Genomic DNA, 15,893 nt, shown 5'->3' with positions numbered 1-15,893 from the left:
TCGGCTGTCGCGTCCCGCGTGGGCGCGTGGATTGAAACGCGCTGGGGATGATCTTGTCATCTCGCTGCGGGAGTCGCGTCCCGCGTGGGCGCGTGGATTGAAACTCTGCAACCAGAGCCGCCTTTACTCTCGCCGCACGGTCGCGTCCCGCGTGGGCGCGTGGATTGAAACACGACACCGAAGATGGTCCGTACTGGGTGTGGGGTCGCGTCCCGCGTGGGCGCGTGGATTGAAACACCCCGACGGAGCTGGGCCACCGGCGCTGCGTCAACGTCGCGTCCCGCGTGGGCGCGTGGATTGAAACCGATGCAGGAAAGGATTTGGCAGCGAACAGCAAGGTCGCGTCCCGCGTGGGCGCGTGGATTGAAACACCCCGACGGAGCTGGGCCACCGGCGCTGCGTCAAGTCGCGTCCCGCGTGGGCGCGTGGATTGAAACAAGGATTACGTTTTGGGCCTGGCTAATTCCGGCGTCGCGTCCCGCGTGGGCGCGTGGATTGAAACTGAGCAGTGCTGCCCATGATCGCCGCCGGCACCAGTCGCGTCCCGCGTGGGCGCGTGGATTGAAACATGGTCGGCCATGGCAAGGCTCACTGTACCGTTGGTCGCGTCCCGCGTGGGCGCGTGGATTGAAACTGACGATCAAGCCCGCGCCCTGCTTGCTGCACAGAGTCGCGTCCCGCGTGGGCGCGTGGATTGAAACGACGGCGCCATGTTCATGGTGCACAAGGCCAGCGTGTCGCGTCCCGCGTGGGCGCGTGGATTGAAACCACGTGGGACAGTCCGGCACAACACTGGAGGCAAGGTCGCGTCCCGCGTGGGCGCGTGGATTGAAACAAGCAGATATCAGCAGCCTGGAACGCGCACCTGTACGGTCGCGTCCCGCGTGGGCGCGTGGATTGAAACTGTAACGTGCTATCCCACAGGTCAAGGGCGTTCGGGTCGCGTCCCGCGTGGGCGCGTGGATTGAAACAGCGCCTGGCCCTCAGTCGCGGCGAGGTCCAGCGTCGCGTCCCGCGTGGGCGCGTGGATTGAAACGGGCAGATCATGCCGGCACAGCTCGCCGAGATGAAGTCGCGTCCCGCGTGGGCGCGTGGATTGAAACGTCTCGATCAGCGTGTCGGCAATCAAGTTGACCGGGTCGCGTCCCGCGTGGGCGCGTGGATTGAAACATATGGCGGCTCTCAGCGCGCGCAGGACGTCGCGTCGCGTCCCGCGTGGGCGCGTGGATTGAAACACCGCCGCGCCGCAAGCTGGCGCGCGCCGCCGGGGTCGCGTCCCGCGTGGGCGCGTGGATTGAAACACTACCCCCGACGGCGCTACGTTACTGACGATCAGTCGCGTCCCGCGTGGGCGCGTGGATTGAAACTGGAATCCCCACCTTGACTGCCAACGGTGGCAAGGGTCGCGTCCCGCGTGGGCGCGTGGATTGAAACAAGCGGCCCTTATCACCCTTGGCGGATTCGGCGGGTCGCGTCCCGCGTGGGCGCGTGGATTGAAACTACGCGACCGGCACGCCGAACGTATTTTCGGTGCGTCGCGTCCCGCGTGGGCGCGTGGATTGAAACATCGCTGCTATGGGCGGCGTGTACTACTCGCTCAAGTCGCGTCCCGCGTGGGCGCGTGGATTGAAACTACGGTCACTGCGTCCGCTTGGTTGTTGGTGATTGTCGCGTCCCGCGTGGGCGCGTGGATTGAAACATCGCCCAGTCGCGTAGCGACCAAGGGAGCGTAAGGTCGCGTCCCGCGTGGGCGCGTGGATTGAAACTCTGTAATCGCCACCGACATGACGGCGCTGGGCTGGTCGCGTCCCGCGTGGGCGCGTGGATTGAAACACTTTTAGGATTTCACCCCAGTCAGCAATGCGGAGTCGCGTCCCGCGTGGGCGCGTGGATTGAAACCACGTGGAACATCCCGGTACAACACTGGAGGCAAGCGTCGCGTCCCGCGTGGGCGCGTGGATTGAAACTTGATGTGGCCAAGCTGCGAACCCGCCTGCTTGGTCGCGTCCCGCGTGGGCGCGTGGATTGAAACCGCCAACAGCGCCTAGGGTTGCGCCGTCTACCACGTCGCGTCCCGCGTGGGCGCGTGGATTGAAACAAGTCAGCGCGATATTCGGCGCGGCCCAGCGCTTGTCGCGTCCCGCGTGGGCGCGTGGATTGAAACATTCCACCAGTTGCACAGCAAATTAACAGCGTCAGGGTCGCGTCCCGCGTGGACGCGTGGATTGAAACGCCAAAAAACGCCTTGGCCGGCCTGGGCAGGAAAGGTCGCGTCCCGCGTGGGCGCGTGGATTGAAACAACAATGCGGTAGGGCCCCAGGTGCGGGCCAAGAAGTCGCGTCCCGCGTGGGCGCGTGGATTGAAACATGAACATGACGGCTAGCATCCTCGGTGCCGTGCGTCGCGTCCCGCGTGGGCGCGTGGATTGAAACATCCAGACGTCCTTGGCCGGCTCGCCGAACTCCGTGTCGCGTCCCGCGTGGGCGCGTGGATTGAAACGGCACCAAGGGGTTGCGCATGTCGGGCAGAGCCTAGTCGCGTCCCGCGTGGGCGCGTGGATTGAAACAACATGATGTCGCTGCCTTTTGGTACAACCGGCTGTCGCACCCAGCATGGGCGCTGGGATTGGAAATTCCGAATTCGATGAATCTGAGCTAAATTGACCATCTACCGCCGCTAGCCAAGTATCACTCAAGTATTGTCAATCGATACTGCCAATATCAGTAAAATTTTGCTCTCGTTCAATGTAGCCAGGCGTGGGCAGCCGTAGAGTCAAGACATTTCAAGCACTCTCCAAAGGGGATGAAGAAATGTCATATTCATACTCAAAAGTTGACGACTTGGAGAATTCCAAGATGGTAGGCAACCATCAGTGCGTTGCCTTGGTACGCAACTATGCGGACGCTCCGCCCACGTTAGCTTGGCGACAGGGCGAAGCCGTTTTTGGCAATCGCACATTGAAGAAGGGTACGGCCATCGCGACTTTCGTCAACGGGAATTACGCCAACCACAACCACGGAAACCATGCGGCGCTGTACATGGGGCAGACACCTAGCGGCATCCTCGTGATGGACCAATGGAAAAACAAGAAAGACCAATTGGTCACATCACGTGCAATCCGCTCTAAAGGAAAAGACAAAAGGGGCTTGTTCATTCAGCCTAGCGACAATGCCGACGCATTTTTCGTTATCGAGTAAAGGCCAGCTATGAAAAGTATCGTCCCGACATGCCGATCCGTACGCGGCACAAACCTCGTCCACCCGCTCACCATCGTCCTTCTGGCCTGCTTATCCAATTCCGCATCGGCGCAAAATCTGGAGTGTCCGGACAGCGTGCCCGAGGCATCGATCAAGCTTGAAAACACCCCGGCGGGGTGGACGCCGTTTGTCGCCCGTCCCTTGTACCTGCATGCCGCCGCCCCTATCGACGGTCCTCCGCAAAGAAGGGGCGAATTGGCCAACTACACGGAGCAGAAGGAAAAAGGCGAAACAAGCTACACCTACCGATTTGAAGGGCACTATCCGGACGGGAAATGGCTGCAGTGTGCTTACGGCGAATACGGCCAGATCACCCTGTCGAAGAGAATCGACGACCACATCCGCGAGTGCAAATTCACCTATCGTTCAGGACAAAAAGCCGGCCAGCGGATCATAAAAATCCGCTGCGCCTAGCTCCCCTTCACTTCTTCTCGGCCTTCAGCGCCTTGCTCAGCGCCTTGCACATCGTCACCGGCGGCGTCTCGCGCGGCGTGATTTCGACGCGCACGCCGCCCACCTGCAGGTCGCGCACGCGCGGCGCGACCACCTCGAACTCGCCGGCCAGCAGCTTGCGGCGCAACGGCTCGCAGCCGGAAGCGTCCTGCGGCAGGCTACCCAACAAGGTCCACTTGCCGTCCGCACCGCGGCCCAGCAAGGCGGCGCCGATCAATGGCTCCTTACCCACCACCAGCACCTCCGGCTTGCCGTCGCCGTCCATGTCCTGCACGAAGACGTCGCATTCCTTGCCGGCGTGGTTCAGGCAGGACGGCAGCATGTAACTGAGGCCGTTGGCGCTCCAGTGCTCGCTCAGGAAGCCCGCCGGCAGCTGGGCGCCGGCCGGCCAAACGTGCAGATTGTCGGCCAGGTCCAGCAACCTGGGCGTGTCGCGGCTGTAGCGGCTGGTGCGTTTGAGCGCCGCCTCGGCGGACTCGCGTATCAATTCCGCGTCCGCTCCGCCGCTGCGCAGCTTGAGCTGCTCCAGCGCGGCGCGGCCGTAACGCGCGCCCTCGAAGCGCAGGTAGTCGTAGTCGAACTGGCTGGCGCTGACGCGGCCCTTGTCCAGCCGCGCCACCTGGCTGTTGACCGCCAGCCGGGCCGGATCGGCCAAGGGCGTGAACAACGCCAGCAGCACCGCCAGGATGACGAAGGCGGTGACGACGTTGACGAAGGCGATCGGTTCGAGCCAGCTGTCGCTCTGGTAGGCGGCCCAGGCGTAACCGATGGCGTAGCAGCCGGCCACCAGCAGGCAGGCGGCGGCGATGATGCGGTCGGCGCTCCAACCGTGGTCGCCCACCCGCAGTCCCAGGGCATAGATGGCGATCACCGTCAGCGGCAGCAGCAGCACGGCGGCGGCGCGCGCGCTGACCCGCACCACCGGCGCCACCGCGCCGGCCGCCGCGCCGTTCTGGAAGGCGGCGTTGATCAGCACCAGCAGCAGCACGTCGGTGCCCAGCAGGACGGCGGTGGCGTGGCGGGTCTGCCACAACACCTCCAAGCCGGTGAACGGCAGGCTGCACAGGAAGCCGGTGACCAGCAAGGCGGCCAGCGGCAGCAGCCAGGACATCAGCACCAGCAGCAGCGTGCGGATGCCGCGCACGATGGCCGGCCGCACGTCGGTCAGGTGGATCGCGCAGGAGAAGGCGAAACAGGTGACGGGAATGTTGAACCAGGCTTGCTCCAGCAGCTCCTTGAAAAAACTCAGCTTGACCAGCATGAACAGCGAGGAACCGAGGAACAGCACCGTCCACATCGTGCTGACGAACATGGTCGAGAAGGCCAACTGGATGATCAGCTTCCAGGCCGCCTCGAAATGGCTGGCGTAGCTGGCCATACGGCGGCCGTCCTGGGCCGCCGCCAGCGCCAGCGAATGGGCCACGTAGCAGAAGGCGGCGCTGAAGAAGAACAATAGCGGCGACGGCGAGCGCACCCCCGAACCCCGGCTCAAGTCACGCCAGCCGCCATGCCCGGCGCCGCGCCAAACGTCGTGCAGCGCCAGCAGCGCCAGCACCACGGCCATCGCGCCCACCCATTGCCAGGCGCGCCGCGTGCTCATGTGGCCCAGGCTGGAGATCAGCAGCACCGGCAGCAGCAGGCAAAGCAGCAGCAGCGGCGCGAACAAATAGAGTTGCGTGGCCGGCCAGAAGCTGTTGCTGGCCGCCAGGTACAGCGGGTACAGCAGCGCGCCCTGCAGCAGGCCGGCCAGCAGTCGCGCCGCCATCACTTGGCGGCTGACCACGGCGTCGAGCTTGAGGGGGTTGGGATCGGTGGCGGCGTGCTCCATGAGCGTCCTTTGCTGGCGTATGGCGGGTGAATGGATGAACTGGCGCGGCAAGCCGCGCGCGGGCCGATTATGGCACAGGCTTAACATTTGAACCATCTTGCCAAAGCGCCCACGCGGCGCGCGCGCTGTCGCGGGGGCGCCGCACCAAGGCCGCGCAAGAACGCTATAATGGAGGGCTGAGCGCCAGCCGCGCGCCGCCAATTTTTCCATTGCCTCCGGTCCGCCACGTGAATCCACATCTCGACAAGCTGCAATCCTACCCCTTCGAAAAACTGCGCCAATTGTTCGCCAAGGTGAGCGCCAGCCCAGCCCACAGCGCCATCAGCCTGGGCATGGGCGAGCCCAAGCATCCAACGCCGCCCTTCATCCAGCAGGCGCTGATCGACAATATCGGCGGCCTAGCCAACTACCCGACCACCATCGGCTCGGAGGCCCTGCGCGGCGCCATCGCCGACTGGCTGGAACGCCGCTACGACCTGCCGGCGCTCGACCGGGCGACGCAGGTGCTGCCAGTGAACGGCTCGCGCGAGGCGCTGTTCGCCTTCGCCCAGACGGTGATCGACCCGGCCGCCGGCTCGCTGGTGGTTTGCCCCAACCCGTTCTACCAGATCTATGAAGGCGCCGCCTACCTGGCCGGCGCCGAGCCCTACTTCGTCAACTCCGACCCGGCGCGCAACTTCGGCTGCGACTACGACAGCATTCCCGCCTCGGTGTGGCAGCGCGTGCGCCTGCTGTTCGTCTGCTCGCCCGGCAATCCTACCGGCGCCACGCTGACCCTGACCGACTGGGAAAACCTGTTCGCCCTGTCCGAGCGCTACGACTTCATCATCGCCGCCGACGAGTGCTATTCGGAGATCTACCACGGCGACGAGGCGCCGCTGGGCGCCCTGCAGGCGGCCCACGTGCTCGGCCTGTCCGGCGTCGAGCGGCCCTACGCGCGCCTGGTGGTGTTCTCCAGCCTGTCGAAGCGTTCGAATGTGCCGGGCATGCGTTCGGGCTTCGTCGCCGGCGACGCCGAGGTGCTGAAAAAATTCCTGTTGTACCGCACCTACCACGGCGGGGCCATGAACCCGGCCGTGCAGGCTGCGTCGGTGGCGGCCTGGAACGACGAGACCCACGTCGAAGACAACCGCACCCAATACCGCGCCAAGTTCGCCGCCATCACGCCGCTGCTGCAGACGGTGCTCGACGTCGAGCTGCCCGACGCCGGCTTCTACCTGTGGGCCGACGTCAGCCGCACCGGCCTGTCGGACACCGAGTTCGCCCAGCGCCTGTACGCCGAGTACAACGTCACCGTCCTGCCGGGCAGCTTCCTGGCGCGCACTGCGCACGGCGTCAACCCGGGCCACAACCGCATCCGCATGGCGCTGGTCGCCGAGACCGCCGAAGGTCTCGAGGCGGCGCAGCGCATCGTCCAGTTTTGCCAGTCCCTGAACCAATAACCCACCCATTCGACAAGCGAAAACCATCATGAGCCAACAACTTCAGCAAATCATCGACCAAGCCTGGGAAAACCGCGCCGAGATCACCCCGGCCAACGGCGCCGCCGAACTGCGCGACGCGGTCGGCCACGTCATCGCCGGCCTGGACAACGGCTCCATCCGCGTGGCGCAAAAAACCGGCGCCGACTGGGTGGTCAACCAGTGGGTCAAGAAGGCCGTGCTGTTGTCGTTCCGCCTGGAGAACAACAGCGTCATGAGCGGCGACGGCACCATGCAGTTCTACGACAAGGTGCCGACCAAGTTCGCCAACTACACCGCCGAAGACTTCGCCAAGGGCGGCTTCCGCGTGGTGCCGCCGGCCGTCGCCCGCCGTGGCAGCTTCATCGCCAAGAATGTCGTGCTGATGCCGTCCTACGTCAACATCGGCGCCTACGTCGACGAAGGCGCGATGATCGACACCTGGGCCACCGTCGGCTCCTGCGCCCAGATCGGCAAGAACGTCCACCTGTCCGGCGGCGTCGGCATCGGCGGCGTGCTCGAACCGATGCAGGCCAACCCGACCATCATCGAAGACAACTGCTTCATCGGCGCCCGCTCGGAGATCGTCGAAGGCGTCATCGTCGAAGAGAACTCGGTGATTTCGATGGGCGTCTACATCGGCCAGTCGACCAAGATCTACGACCGCGCCACCGGCGAAGTGACCTACGGCCGCGTGCCGTCCGGCTCCGTCGTGGTGTCGGGCAGCCTGCCGTCGGACGACGGCAAGTACAGCCTGTACTGCGCCGTGATCGTCAAGCGCGTCGATGCCAAAACCCGCGCCAAGACCGGCATCAACGAGCTGCTGCGCGGGATCTAAACGCCGCCCCGGCGCGCCGGGGCCGGTGGTAACATAGCAGGGGCCGGGCCGCGCAAGCGCCCCGGCCCCTGTCGCATCTTGTCGCATCTTGTCGCATTTTTCGCCACCGATCGGAGCTTGCCATGTACATGGACCGTCTATTCCAGCTGATGAAGGAGAAGAACGCCTCGGACATGTTCTTCGCGGCGAACTCCCCGGTCCACCTGAAGATCAACGGCAACCTGATCCCCATCAACCAGCAGAAGCTTGAGCCGGACAACATCACCGCCCTGCTGGCCGAGATCTGCTCGCCGGCGCAGATGGCGGAACTCGACGGCAGCAATGAGCTCAACATGGGCGTCTCGGTGGCCAACCTGGGGCGTTTCCGCCTGTCAGCCTTCCGCCAGCGCGGCAGCATCTCGGCGGTGTTCCGCTTCGTCCCGGCCAGCATACCGCCGTTGGCCGAACTGGGCCTGCCGCCGGTGCTGGCCGAATTGATCATGGAGAAGCGCGGCCTGATGCTGCTGGTCGGCTCGACCGGCTCGGGCAAGTCGACCTCGATCGCCGCCATGCTGGACCACCGCAACGAACTGCGCCCGGGCCACATCCTGACGCTGGAGGACCCGATCGAGTATCTGTTCAAGAACAAGAAGTCCATCGTCAACCAGCGCGAGATCGGCAGCGACGCCAAGGACTTCTACACGGCGCTGCGCAACTCGATGCGCCAGGCGCCCGACTGCATCCTGATCGGCGAGATCCGCGACAAGGAAACCATGGCCGCCGCCCTCGCCTACGCCCAGTCCGGCCACCTGGTGCTGGCCACGCTACACGCCAACAACAGCTACAACGCGCTCAACCGCATCATCAGTTTCTACCCGATCGAGAACCGCGCCGCGCTGCTGCAGGACTTGTCGGCGACGGTCAAGGCCATCGTCTCGCAGCGCCTGGTACGCTCGATCAACGGCGGCGCGCGCACGGCGGCGGTCGAGGTGATGGTCAACACCCGCTACATCGCTGAACTGATCGAAAAGGGCGACATCGGCCAGATCAAGGAGGCGATGGAGAAGAGCCTGTCGCCCGGCTCGCAGTCCTTCGAGCTGGCCCTGCTCAAGCTGGTGCAGGACGGCGCCATCAGCCAGGAGGAAGCGCTGGCCAACGCCGACTCGGCCACCAACCTGCTCTGGCTACTCAACAACGGTCCGGACAGCAAGCCGGCGCCGGCCGAGGCGCCCGCCCAGCCGGTCAGCGGCACCTCGTTCACCGAGTTCAATCTCGACACCTGAAGCGCCGGACCGCGCCAGCGCGCATCGCGCTACTTGACTTCGCGCGCCAGCTTGAGCATCTGGTAGCTCAGCACCAGGCCGCGCCGCTTGGCCTCGGTGTGGTTGATGCGGAAGGCCAGGCCGTTCGGTTCGATCACCAGCGCGATCACCGCACCGTTGCGGAAGGACTCGGCGCTGTCGCCCACCACCAGCACCGGATCGTCGGCCAGCACATCCTGCCAGCGCCGCAGCTCGGCGCGCCCGCTCAAACTCAGCACCAGCAACTGGCATTGCGGCACGTGCTGCGGCTCGCCGATCTGCAGCAGCCGCACCGGCATGCCGGCCGCCACGCCCTGGGTCAGCGCGCGCAGCGCCTCCTGCAGCGGCGCGTTGCCGGCCACGCAGTAGGTGAACTCGCGCAGCGGCGGCGGCGGCCATTGCGTCAGCTGGGCGAAGCGGTAGATGAAGGCGGCCTTCAGCTGCACCTCGTCCTGGCCGGCCCAGGCCAAGGACGAGGTGTGGGCCGCCGCGCACAGCGGCAGGCATAGCAAGGCTCGGCGCCAGCGGCTCATGAACCAAAGCGCCGGGTCAGCGAGAAGCGCAGGCTGCGCCGCTCTTGGGCGAGCGGGGAGCCATACGGGCCGGACTGGTCGTAGTAGCGCACGTCGCCCATGTTGTAGACGCCGACGCTGACGTCGGTGCCCAGGCTGGGACGCCACAGCAGCGTGGCGTTGAGCAGCGCGTAGCCCGGCAGCGCGCCGTCGGAAGTGGCGCGCCGGCTCACGCTCAATGCTTGCCAGGACAGCTGCAAGGCGTCGCCGTGCAGCGGCTGCTTGAACATCAGCTTGACCAGCGTGCGCGGTGAATTACTCAGGCGTCGGCCCTGCTCGTCCTTGGTGTCTTGCAGCGACAACGCGGCGCGCAGCTGCTGACCGCCGGCCCAGCGCCGCTCGACGCCCAGCTCGGCGCCGACGTTGCGGATCGGCGCGCTGTTTTCGAACACCGCCGTCTCCGGGCTCAGGTTAATCAGGTCGCGCAGCTGCGAGCCATACACCGACAGGCGATATTGCAGTTGGTGGTTGAGCGTGTGCTCCCAGGCCAGCTCCAGCGTGCGCACCCGTTCCGGCGCCGGCGTCGGCACGCCGAACGGATGGTTGGCCTGGAACTCGAACAGATTGGCCTCGCGGAAGGCGCTGCCGTACATCAGCTTGAGCGTGGCGTCGGGCACCCCGCTCCAGATCCAGGCCAGGCGCGGATTGGTGTTGCGACCGCCGATGCGGGCGTGGTCGCGGCGCAGGCCGAGGATCAGCCGGTGCGTCTCGTTCAAACGCCAGGCATCCTGCACAAACAGGCCGCGGCGCCGATTATCGCCGAAGAACTGCGCCAGCGGCTCCTCGCCCACGGTGCCGGCGACGATCTGTTGCTGGCGATCGAACTGGTACTCAATGCCGGCCATCAGGTCGTGGTCGCGCCAGCGATGGGTGCTCAGGCGCAGGTCGACGTTGCGCCAGCGCCCCAGCGAAGCGTTGGAGAAATTGCGCGCGGCGCCGTCCTCGGTCTGATAGGGATTGATGTCGGCGTACTCGCTGCGCTTGGACGAGACGGCGGCGTACAGGTTCCAGTCGCCGATGTTGCGCTCGTGCGCCAGCGAGATGAAGCTGTTGTTGAAGATGCCGCGCTGCTGGCCCAGCTGCCAGCCGTCGTCGACCTGGTAGACATAGGGGAAGCCACGGGTGCGCCGGCTCACGCCGCCGCGCAGGGTCCAGCCCTTGGCGCTGGCCATGCCGAGCAGGCGCTGGCCGTGGTCCCAGTTATGCGCCCCCAGTTGGCTGCTTTCCTCGGGCGTCACCTCGTAGGGAATGCGGATGCGGCTTTGCTCGAAGGCGCTCAGCGCCAGCCAACCCTCCCAGCCGTTCTCCGAGCGATGGCCGACGCTGGCGCGCATCTCGCGCAGGCGCGCCGAATCGACGCTGGCGCGCACCTGCAAACCCTGCAGCTTGTCGCTGCCCTTGGTGATGACGTTGACCACGCCGAAGATCGCGCTGTTGCCGTACAAGGCGGAGCCCGGCCCCGGTGCGTATTCGACCCGGTCGATCAGGTCGACGTCGACGAAGAACTCGGCGCCGAGCGTGCCGGCGTCGTAGATATTGTCGTTGACGCGCATGCCGTCCACCAGGAACAGCAGACGCGCGTTGTAGTCGCCCGGCCGGCCCAGTCCACGCGCGCCGACGTAGACGAAGTTGCCGTCGCCGGTGACGTACAGGCCGGGCATGCTGCGCAGGATGTCGGCCATGCTGCGCAGGCCGTGGCGGGCGATGTCGGCGTCGGTCAGCACATAGGTCACCGACGGCGCCTGCGCCGCGCTCTGGGCGAAACGCGACGAGGTCGACTCCTCCACCTCGCGCGGCACCTCGTTCAGGGTCTGGCGCAGCAGCTCCTCCAGCGACGGATGGCTGGCGTCTTCGGCGGGCTGCGCCTGTGCGGGTGCGGGTGCGGGTGCGGGTGCGGGTGCGGGTGCGGGTGCGGGCACCTGCGCCTGTGCGACCGCGCAGCCGGCGGCCAACTCCAACGCCAGCAACAAGGACGGCAGCGCCGCCCGGCAGCGCCGCCTACTCATGCTGCGCATGCTGCACCCGGCGGAAGGTGTTCTTGCCGGCCCGCTTGGCCGCGTACATGGCCTGGTCTGATGCTTTCAGCAGGCTGCTGGCGTCGCGCGCGTCGAGCGGGCAGAAGGCCAGGCCGACGGTGGCGCCGATCGGCATCAGGATGCCAGCCACGTGCAGCGGCTCGCGCACCGCCTCGATCAGGCGCAGCGCCAACTGCTCGGCCGCCGCCTGGTCCGGCAGCACCGGCAGGATCAAGGCGAATTCGTCGCCGCCCAGACGGCACAACACATCGCGCGCGCGCAGCACGCCGGACATGCGGCGCGCCACCTCGCACAGCACGACGTCGCCGGCCTCGTGGCCGTGGCGGTCGTTGACGGTTTTGAAGTTGTCCAGGTCGATGAACATCAACGCCATCAGCTCGCCGGTCTGCGCCGCCAGCGCCAGGCTGCGCTGCAGCTCGCCCTGGAAGAATAGACGGTTGGGCAGGCCGGTGAGGCTGTCCTTGTGCGCCATCTGCTGGAACTGCTGGCCGGCCTCCTGCTCCTGCTCCAGTTGCTGGTGCAGGTCGGCCTGCCAGATCTCGATCCGCTTGAGCATATCGTTGAAGCGTTCGGTCAGGCGGCCCACCTCGTCGGCGCGGTAGACGGTGGCGCGGCGGCCGTAGTCGTGCTCCAGCGCGACGTGTTCGGCCAGGTCGGACAATTCGACCAGCGGCGCCAGCGCGCGGCGCTGCACCACGCCCAGGCCGCGCGCGGCGATCCAGATCGCCGCGCCGATCAGCAGCGCGCCCATGCCGCTGAGCAGCAGCACGGCGCGATGCAGGCTTTGCAGGCTCTCGCGCAGCGCCAGCATGCCGACCAGCTCACCCTTCAGGCGCACCGGCACCCACACCTCCAGCGCGTTGGCCGAGGTGGTGGTGTGCGCGGCGGCGGCATAGGTGCCCAGTCCGGGCGGCGCGGCCAGCGCCACCAGCGCGGCGTCGGCGCCGCCGGCGCGCCACTGGGCGAAGACGGCGCCCTGCAGCGTCAGCACCTGCAACTGCTGCAGGTCGCTGCGCCGCGAGAACGCGGCCAACTCGCCGTTGGCGGCCTCGCGGTCGGCGAACACCATCATCGGCGCGATGCTGTTGGCCAGCAGCTGGGCGCTCAACTCGGCGCCCTGGACCTGCCGCGTGCGGGCGACGAACCAGGTGGCGCCGGCCAGCAAGGCGAAGGTCAGCAGCATGGTCACGCTGAGCACCAGCAGGTTCATGCGGGTCAGCCGGCGCACCAGCGAGTCGGCCGGCGCGCTGGCGCGGCGTGGCGCGGCGGCGTGGAAGTGGTGTTCGGTGGACTCGCTCATGGCTGCCGTGGTGCTCTTTCGCTGCGTGCGACGGTAGCGGCGGCGCCCCCGGGACGCCGGCTAATATTTCCGTCAAGAATGATATGCATGAAATTGTAAGCGCAAAATTCTCCCCCGTGGGGCAATTGCGCGGCGGCCGTGGCGTGGCGTCCACTGTGGAATGATAGGGCGGCGCGACAGGCGCAATCCAACGACACCGAACCGCCCCGCCGCCGGCCGGCGCGGCGCGCCATGCTATCCTATAGGGTTGAGCGGCCGGCGCCCTGCGGCGCGGCGCCCCGCACTTCCCCGAATAACCACGCAAGCCTTTGATTTGACATGACTATTACCCTCTACGGCATTCCCAACTGCGACACCGTCAAAAAAGCCCGCGTCTGGCTGGCGGCGCAACAACAGGACTTCGCCTTCCACGACTTCAAAAAACACGGCCTGACGCGCGACATCGTCGCCGGCTGGCTGGGCCACCTGAGCCGCGACGTGCTGGTCAACCGCAAGGGCACCACCTGGCGCGGCCTGCCCGACGAGCGCAAGGCCGCCATCGTCGACGACGCCAGCGCCATCGAGCTGATGCTCGAATTCCCCTCGGTGATCAAGCGCCCGGTGCTCGACAAGGACGGCGCCTTCGCCGTCAGCTTCTCCGACGCCCAGTACCGCCAGCTGTTCGCCCTGTAATCCGCCCGCCGATTTCCTTGATCCGATTAAGCCGCATATGACCCCCTCCCGCACCCTCGCGCTGACCGAAAAACTCATCGCCCTGTCCTCCGTGACACCCGACGACAAGGGCTGCCAGCAGCACCTGATCGACCTGTTGGCGCCGCTCGGCTTCGCCTGCGAGGTGATCGAGTCGAACGGCGTGACCAACCTGTGGGCGCGCAAGGGCGCCACCGCGCCGCTGCTGGTGTTCGCCGGCCACACCGACGTGGTGCCGACCGGCCCGGTCGAGCAGTGGCGCTCCGAGCCGTTCAACCCGACCCACCGCGACGGCAAACTGTACGGACGCGGCGCGGCCGACATGAAGACCTCGATCGCCGCCATGGTGGTGGCCTGCGAGGAGTTCACCGCCGCCCACCCGGACCACCAGGGTTCGATCGGCTTCCTCATCACCAGCGACGAGGAAGGCCCGGCCACCGACGGCACCGTCATCGTCTGCAACCTGCTCAAGGAACGCGGCGAGCAGATCGACTACTGCATCGTCGGCGAGCCGACCTCGGACGAGACATTGGGCGACATGATCAAGAACGGCCGCCGTGGCTCGCTGTCGGGCCGCCTGACGGTGCTCGGCGTGCAGGGCCACATCGCCTACCCGCAGTTGGCGAAGAACCCGATCCACCTGGCCGCGCCGGCGCTGGCCGAGCTGGTCGCCGAGCGGTGGGACGAGGGCAACGAGTACTATCTGCCGACCTCCTGGCAGATGTCCAACATCAACGGCGGCACCGGCGCCAACAACGTCATCCCCGGCGACATGGTGGTCGACTTCAACTTCCGCTTCTCCACCGCCAGCACGCACGAGGGCTTGAAGAAGCGCGTCCACGCCATCCTCGACAAGCACGGCCTGCACTACGAGCTGAAATGGGCGCTCAGCGGCCTGCCCTTCCTGACCCCGCGCGGCAATCTGAGCGAGGCGCTGTCGGCGGCGATCCTGGCCGAGACGGGCGTGACGACCGAGTTGTCGACCACCGGCGGCACCTCGGACGGCCGCTTTATCGCGCAGATCTGCCCCCAGGTGATAGAATTCGGGCCTCCCAACGCAAGTATCCACAAGATCGACGAGCATATCGAGCTGCGCTTCGTCGATCCGCTGAAGAACATCTACCGGCGCACGCTGGAGAATCTGCTGCGCTGAAAGCTGGGCGCCTGCTAACCAAGCGCGCCCCGGCGCGCCACCCGATTACCGTATTGACCGAGACATAGCCATGACCACCACTGCCTTCACCACGCCGCGCGACCTGCTGCGCTACGCCGTCACCCGCTTCAACACCGCCAAGCTGTTCTTCGGCCACGGCAGCGCCGAGGCGCTCGACGAGGCGGCCTACCTGATCCTGCACACGCTCAAACTCCCGCTCGACAAGCTCGATCCCTTCCTCGACGCCCGCCTGCTGCCCGAGGAAGTGGCCGCCGTGCTGGCGGTGATCGAACGGCGCAGCGTCGACCGCGTGCCGGCCGCCTACATCACCAACGAGGGCTGGCTGGGCACCTACAACTTCTACGTCGACGAACGCGTCATCGTGCCGCGCTCCTTCATCGCCGAGCTGATCCCCGACTACTTCTCGCCGTGGGTCAACGAGCCCGACAACGTGCGCAACGTGCTGGAACTGTGCACCGGCTCCGGCTGCCTGGCGATCATGCTGGCCGACGCCTTCCCCGAGGCCCAGGTCGACGCCGTCGACATCTCGGCCGACGCGCTGGAAGTGGCGCGCCGCAACGTCGCCACCTACAAGCTGGAAGACCGCGTCACGCTGATCCAGTCCGACCTGTACCAGAACGTGCCGCACAAGAAGTACGATCTGATCATCACGAACCCGCCCTACGTCAACTCGACCTCGATGGGCAAGCTGCCACAGGAATACCTGGCCGAGCCGCAGATCGCCCTCGACGGCGGCAGCGACGGCATGGACCTGGTGCGCACCATCGTCGCCGGCGCGGCCGAGCGCCTGAGCGACGACGGCATCCTGATCGTCGAGATCGGCAACGAGCGCGCCTTCGCCGAGGCGGCCTTCGGCGCCCTCGGCCTGACCTGGCTGAGCACCAGCGCCGGCGACGACATGGTGTTCCTGCTGACCGCCGACCAACTCAAGCTGTAACTTAGTTCGTCGTTCCCGCGCAGGCGGGAACCCATCCGTCGCCGCGCCGGCCACATGGCATGGCCGGC

12 protein-coding genes and 1 CRISPR repeat array (1 of these 13 running past the window's edge) are annotated in these 15,893 nt (G+C 66.4%); of the genes, 8 read left to right on the top strand and 4 right to left on the bottom strand.

Features of this window, described 5'->3' with window-relative positions; translation table 11 throughout:
- Positions 1-2,566: direct repeats of the CRISPR family, unit length 32 nt; unit sequence GTCGCGTCCCGCGTGGGCGCGTGGATTGAAAC; it reaches 1,309 nt to the left of the window's first position.
- Between the two features lie 289 nt (positions 2,567-2,855).
- Both H7U20_RS19350 and H7U20_RS19345 read left to right on the top strand, forming a co-directional pair.
- Positions 2,856-3,197 (top strand): BPSL0067 family protein, encoded by a 342-nt coding sequence (locus H7U20_RS19350; RefSeq protein ID WP_233410906.1) that lies wholly within the window; start codon positions 2,856-2,858, stop codon positions 3,195-3,197.
- Between the two features lie 9 nt (positions 3,198-3,206).
- Positions 3,207-3,671 (top strand): STY0301 family protein, encoded by a 465-nt coding sequence (locus H7U20_RS19345; protein ID WP_199760782.1) that lies wholly within the window; start codon positions 3,207-3,209, stop codon positions 3,669-3,671.
- Positions 3,672-3,678: 7 nt separating this feature from the next.
- Here the strand turns inward: H7U20_RS19345 and H7U20_RS19340 are convergent, their stop codons facing one another.
- Positions 3,679-5,538, bottom strand: a complete 1,860-nt coding sequence (locus tag H7U20_RS19340) for a DUF4153 domain-containing protein (protein WP_199760781.1) — start codon at positions 5,536-5,538, stop codon at positions 3,679-3,681.
- Positions 5,539-5,765: 227 nt separating this feature from the next.
- Here H7U20_RS19340 and dapC point away from each other — a divergent pair, with 227 nt between their 5' ends.
- From dapC to H7U20_RS19325, 3 genes are all read left to right on the top strand, one after another.
- On the top strand, positions 5,766-6,980 hold the full coding sequence (dapC, locus tag H7U20_RS19335; protein WP_199760780.1) for a succinyldiaminopimelate transaminase: 1,215 nt from the start codon (positions 5,766-5,768) through the stop codon (positions 6,978-6,980).
- A gap of 28 nt (positions 6,981-7,008) precedes the next feature.
- Positions 7,009-7,836 (top strand): 2,3,4,5-tetrahydropyridine-2,6-dicarboxylate N-succinyltransferase, encoded by an 828-nt coding sequence (gene dapD, locus H7U20_RS19330; RefSeq protein WP_199760779.1) that lies wholly within the window; start codon positions 7,009-7,011, stop codon positions 7,834-7,836.
- Positions 7,837-7,958: 122 nt separating this feature from the next.
- Positions 7,959-9,098 carry a PilT/PilU family type 4a pilus ATPase gene (locus H7U20_RS19325; protein WP_199760778.1) on the top strand — a complete coding sequence of 380 codons (1,140 nt, stop codon included), beginning with the start codon at positions 7,959-7,961 and terminating at the stop codon, positions 9,096-9,098.
- A gap of 29 nt (positions 9,099-9,127) precedes the next feature.
- On the opposite strand, the gene H7U20_RS19320 is transcribed toward H7U20_RS19325, so the two are convergent.
- From H7U20_RS19320 to H7U20_RS19310, 3 genes are read right to left on the bottom strand one after another with little or no spacing between them, the layout of a single operon-like run.
- The gene (locus H7U20_RS19320) at positions 9,128-9,649 is read right to left on the bottom strand and encodes a YfiR family protein (protein WP_199760777.1); all 522 of its coding nucleotides are present in this window, start codon (positions 9,647-9,649) and stop codon (positions 9,128-9,130) included.
- Positions 9,646-11,694 carry a TonB-dependent receptor plug domain-containing protein gene (locus H7U20_RS19315; protein WP_233410904.1) on the bottom strand — a complete coding sequence of 683 codons (2,049 nt, stop codon included), beginning with the start codon at positions 11,692-11,694 and terminating at the stop codon, positions 9,646-9,648. Before H7U20_RS19315 ends, H7U20_RS19320 begins: the two co-directional genes overlap by 4 nt.
- Positions 11,687-13,024: a sensor domain-containing diguanylate cyclase gene (locus H7U20_RS19310; protein WP_233410903.1), complete on the bottom strand. Its 1,338-nt coding sequence runs from the start codon at positions 13,022-13,024 to the stop codon at positions 11,687-11,689. Before H7U20_RS19310 ends, H7U20_RS19315 begins: the two co-directional genes overlap by 8 nt.
- Before the next feature lie 318 nt (positions 13,025-13,342).
- On the opposite strand from H7U20_RS19310, the gene H7U20_RS19305 reads away from it, so the two are divergent.
- From H7U20_RS19305 to prmB, 3 genes are all read left to right on the top strand, one after another.
- On the top strand, positions 13,343-13,696 hold the full coding sequence (locus H7U20_RS19305; RefSeq protein ID WP_199760775.1) for an arsenate reductase: 354 nt from the start codon (positions 13,343-13,345) through the stop codon (positions 13,694-13,696).
- Positions 13,697-13,733: 37 nt separating this feature from the next.
- Complete coding sequence (gene dapE, locus H7U20_RS19300; RefSeq protein ID WP_199760774.1) at positions 13,734-14,867, top strand: succinyl-diaminopimelate desuccinylase; 1,134 nt, start codon at positions 13,734-13,736, stop codon at positions 14,865-14,867.
- Positions 14,868-14,937: 70 nt separating this feature from the next.
- Positions 14,938-15,825, top strand: coding sequence for a 50S ribosomal protein L3 N(5)-glutamine methyltransferase (prmB, locus tag H7U20_RS19295; RefSeq protein ID WP_199760773.1), 888 nt, complete (start codon positions 14,938-14,940; stop codon positions 15,823-15,825).
- Positions 15,826-15,893 lie beyond the last annotated feature (68 nt).

The organism is Rugamonas violacea (genome assembly GCF_016461825.1).
Lineage (GTDB): Bacteria > Pseudomonadota > Gammaproteobacteria > Burkholderiales > Burkholderiaceae_D > Rugamonas.
Note: the sequence above shows the minus strand (reverse complement) of the source record. Positions and strands in the feature narration are given on the sequence as shown.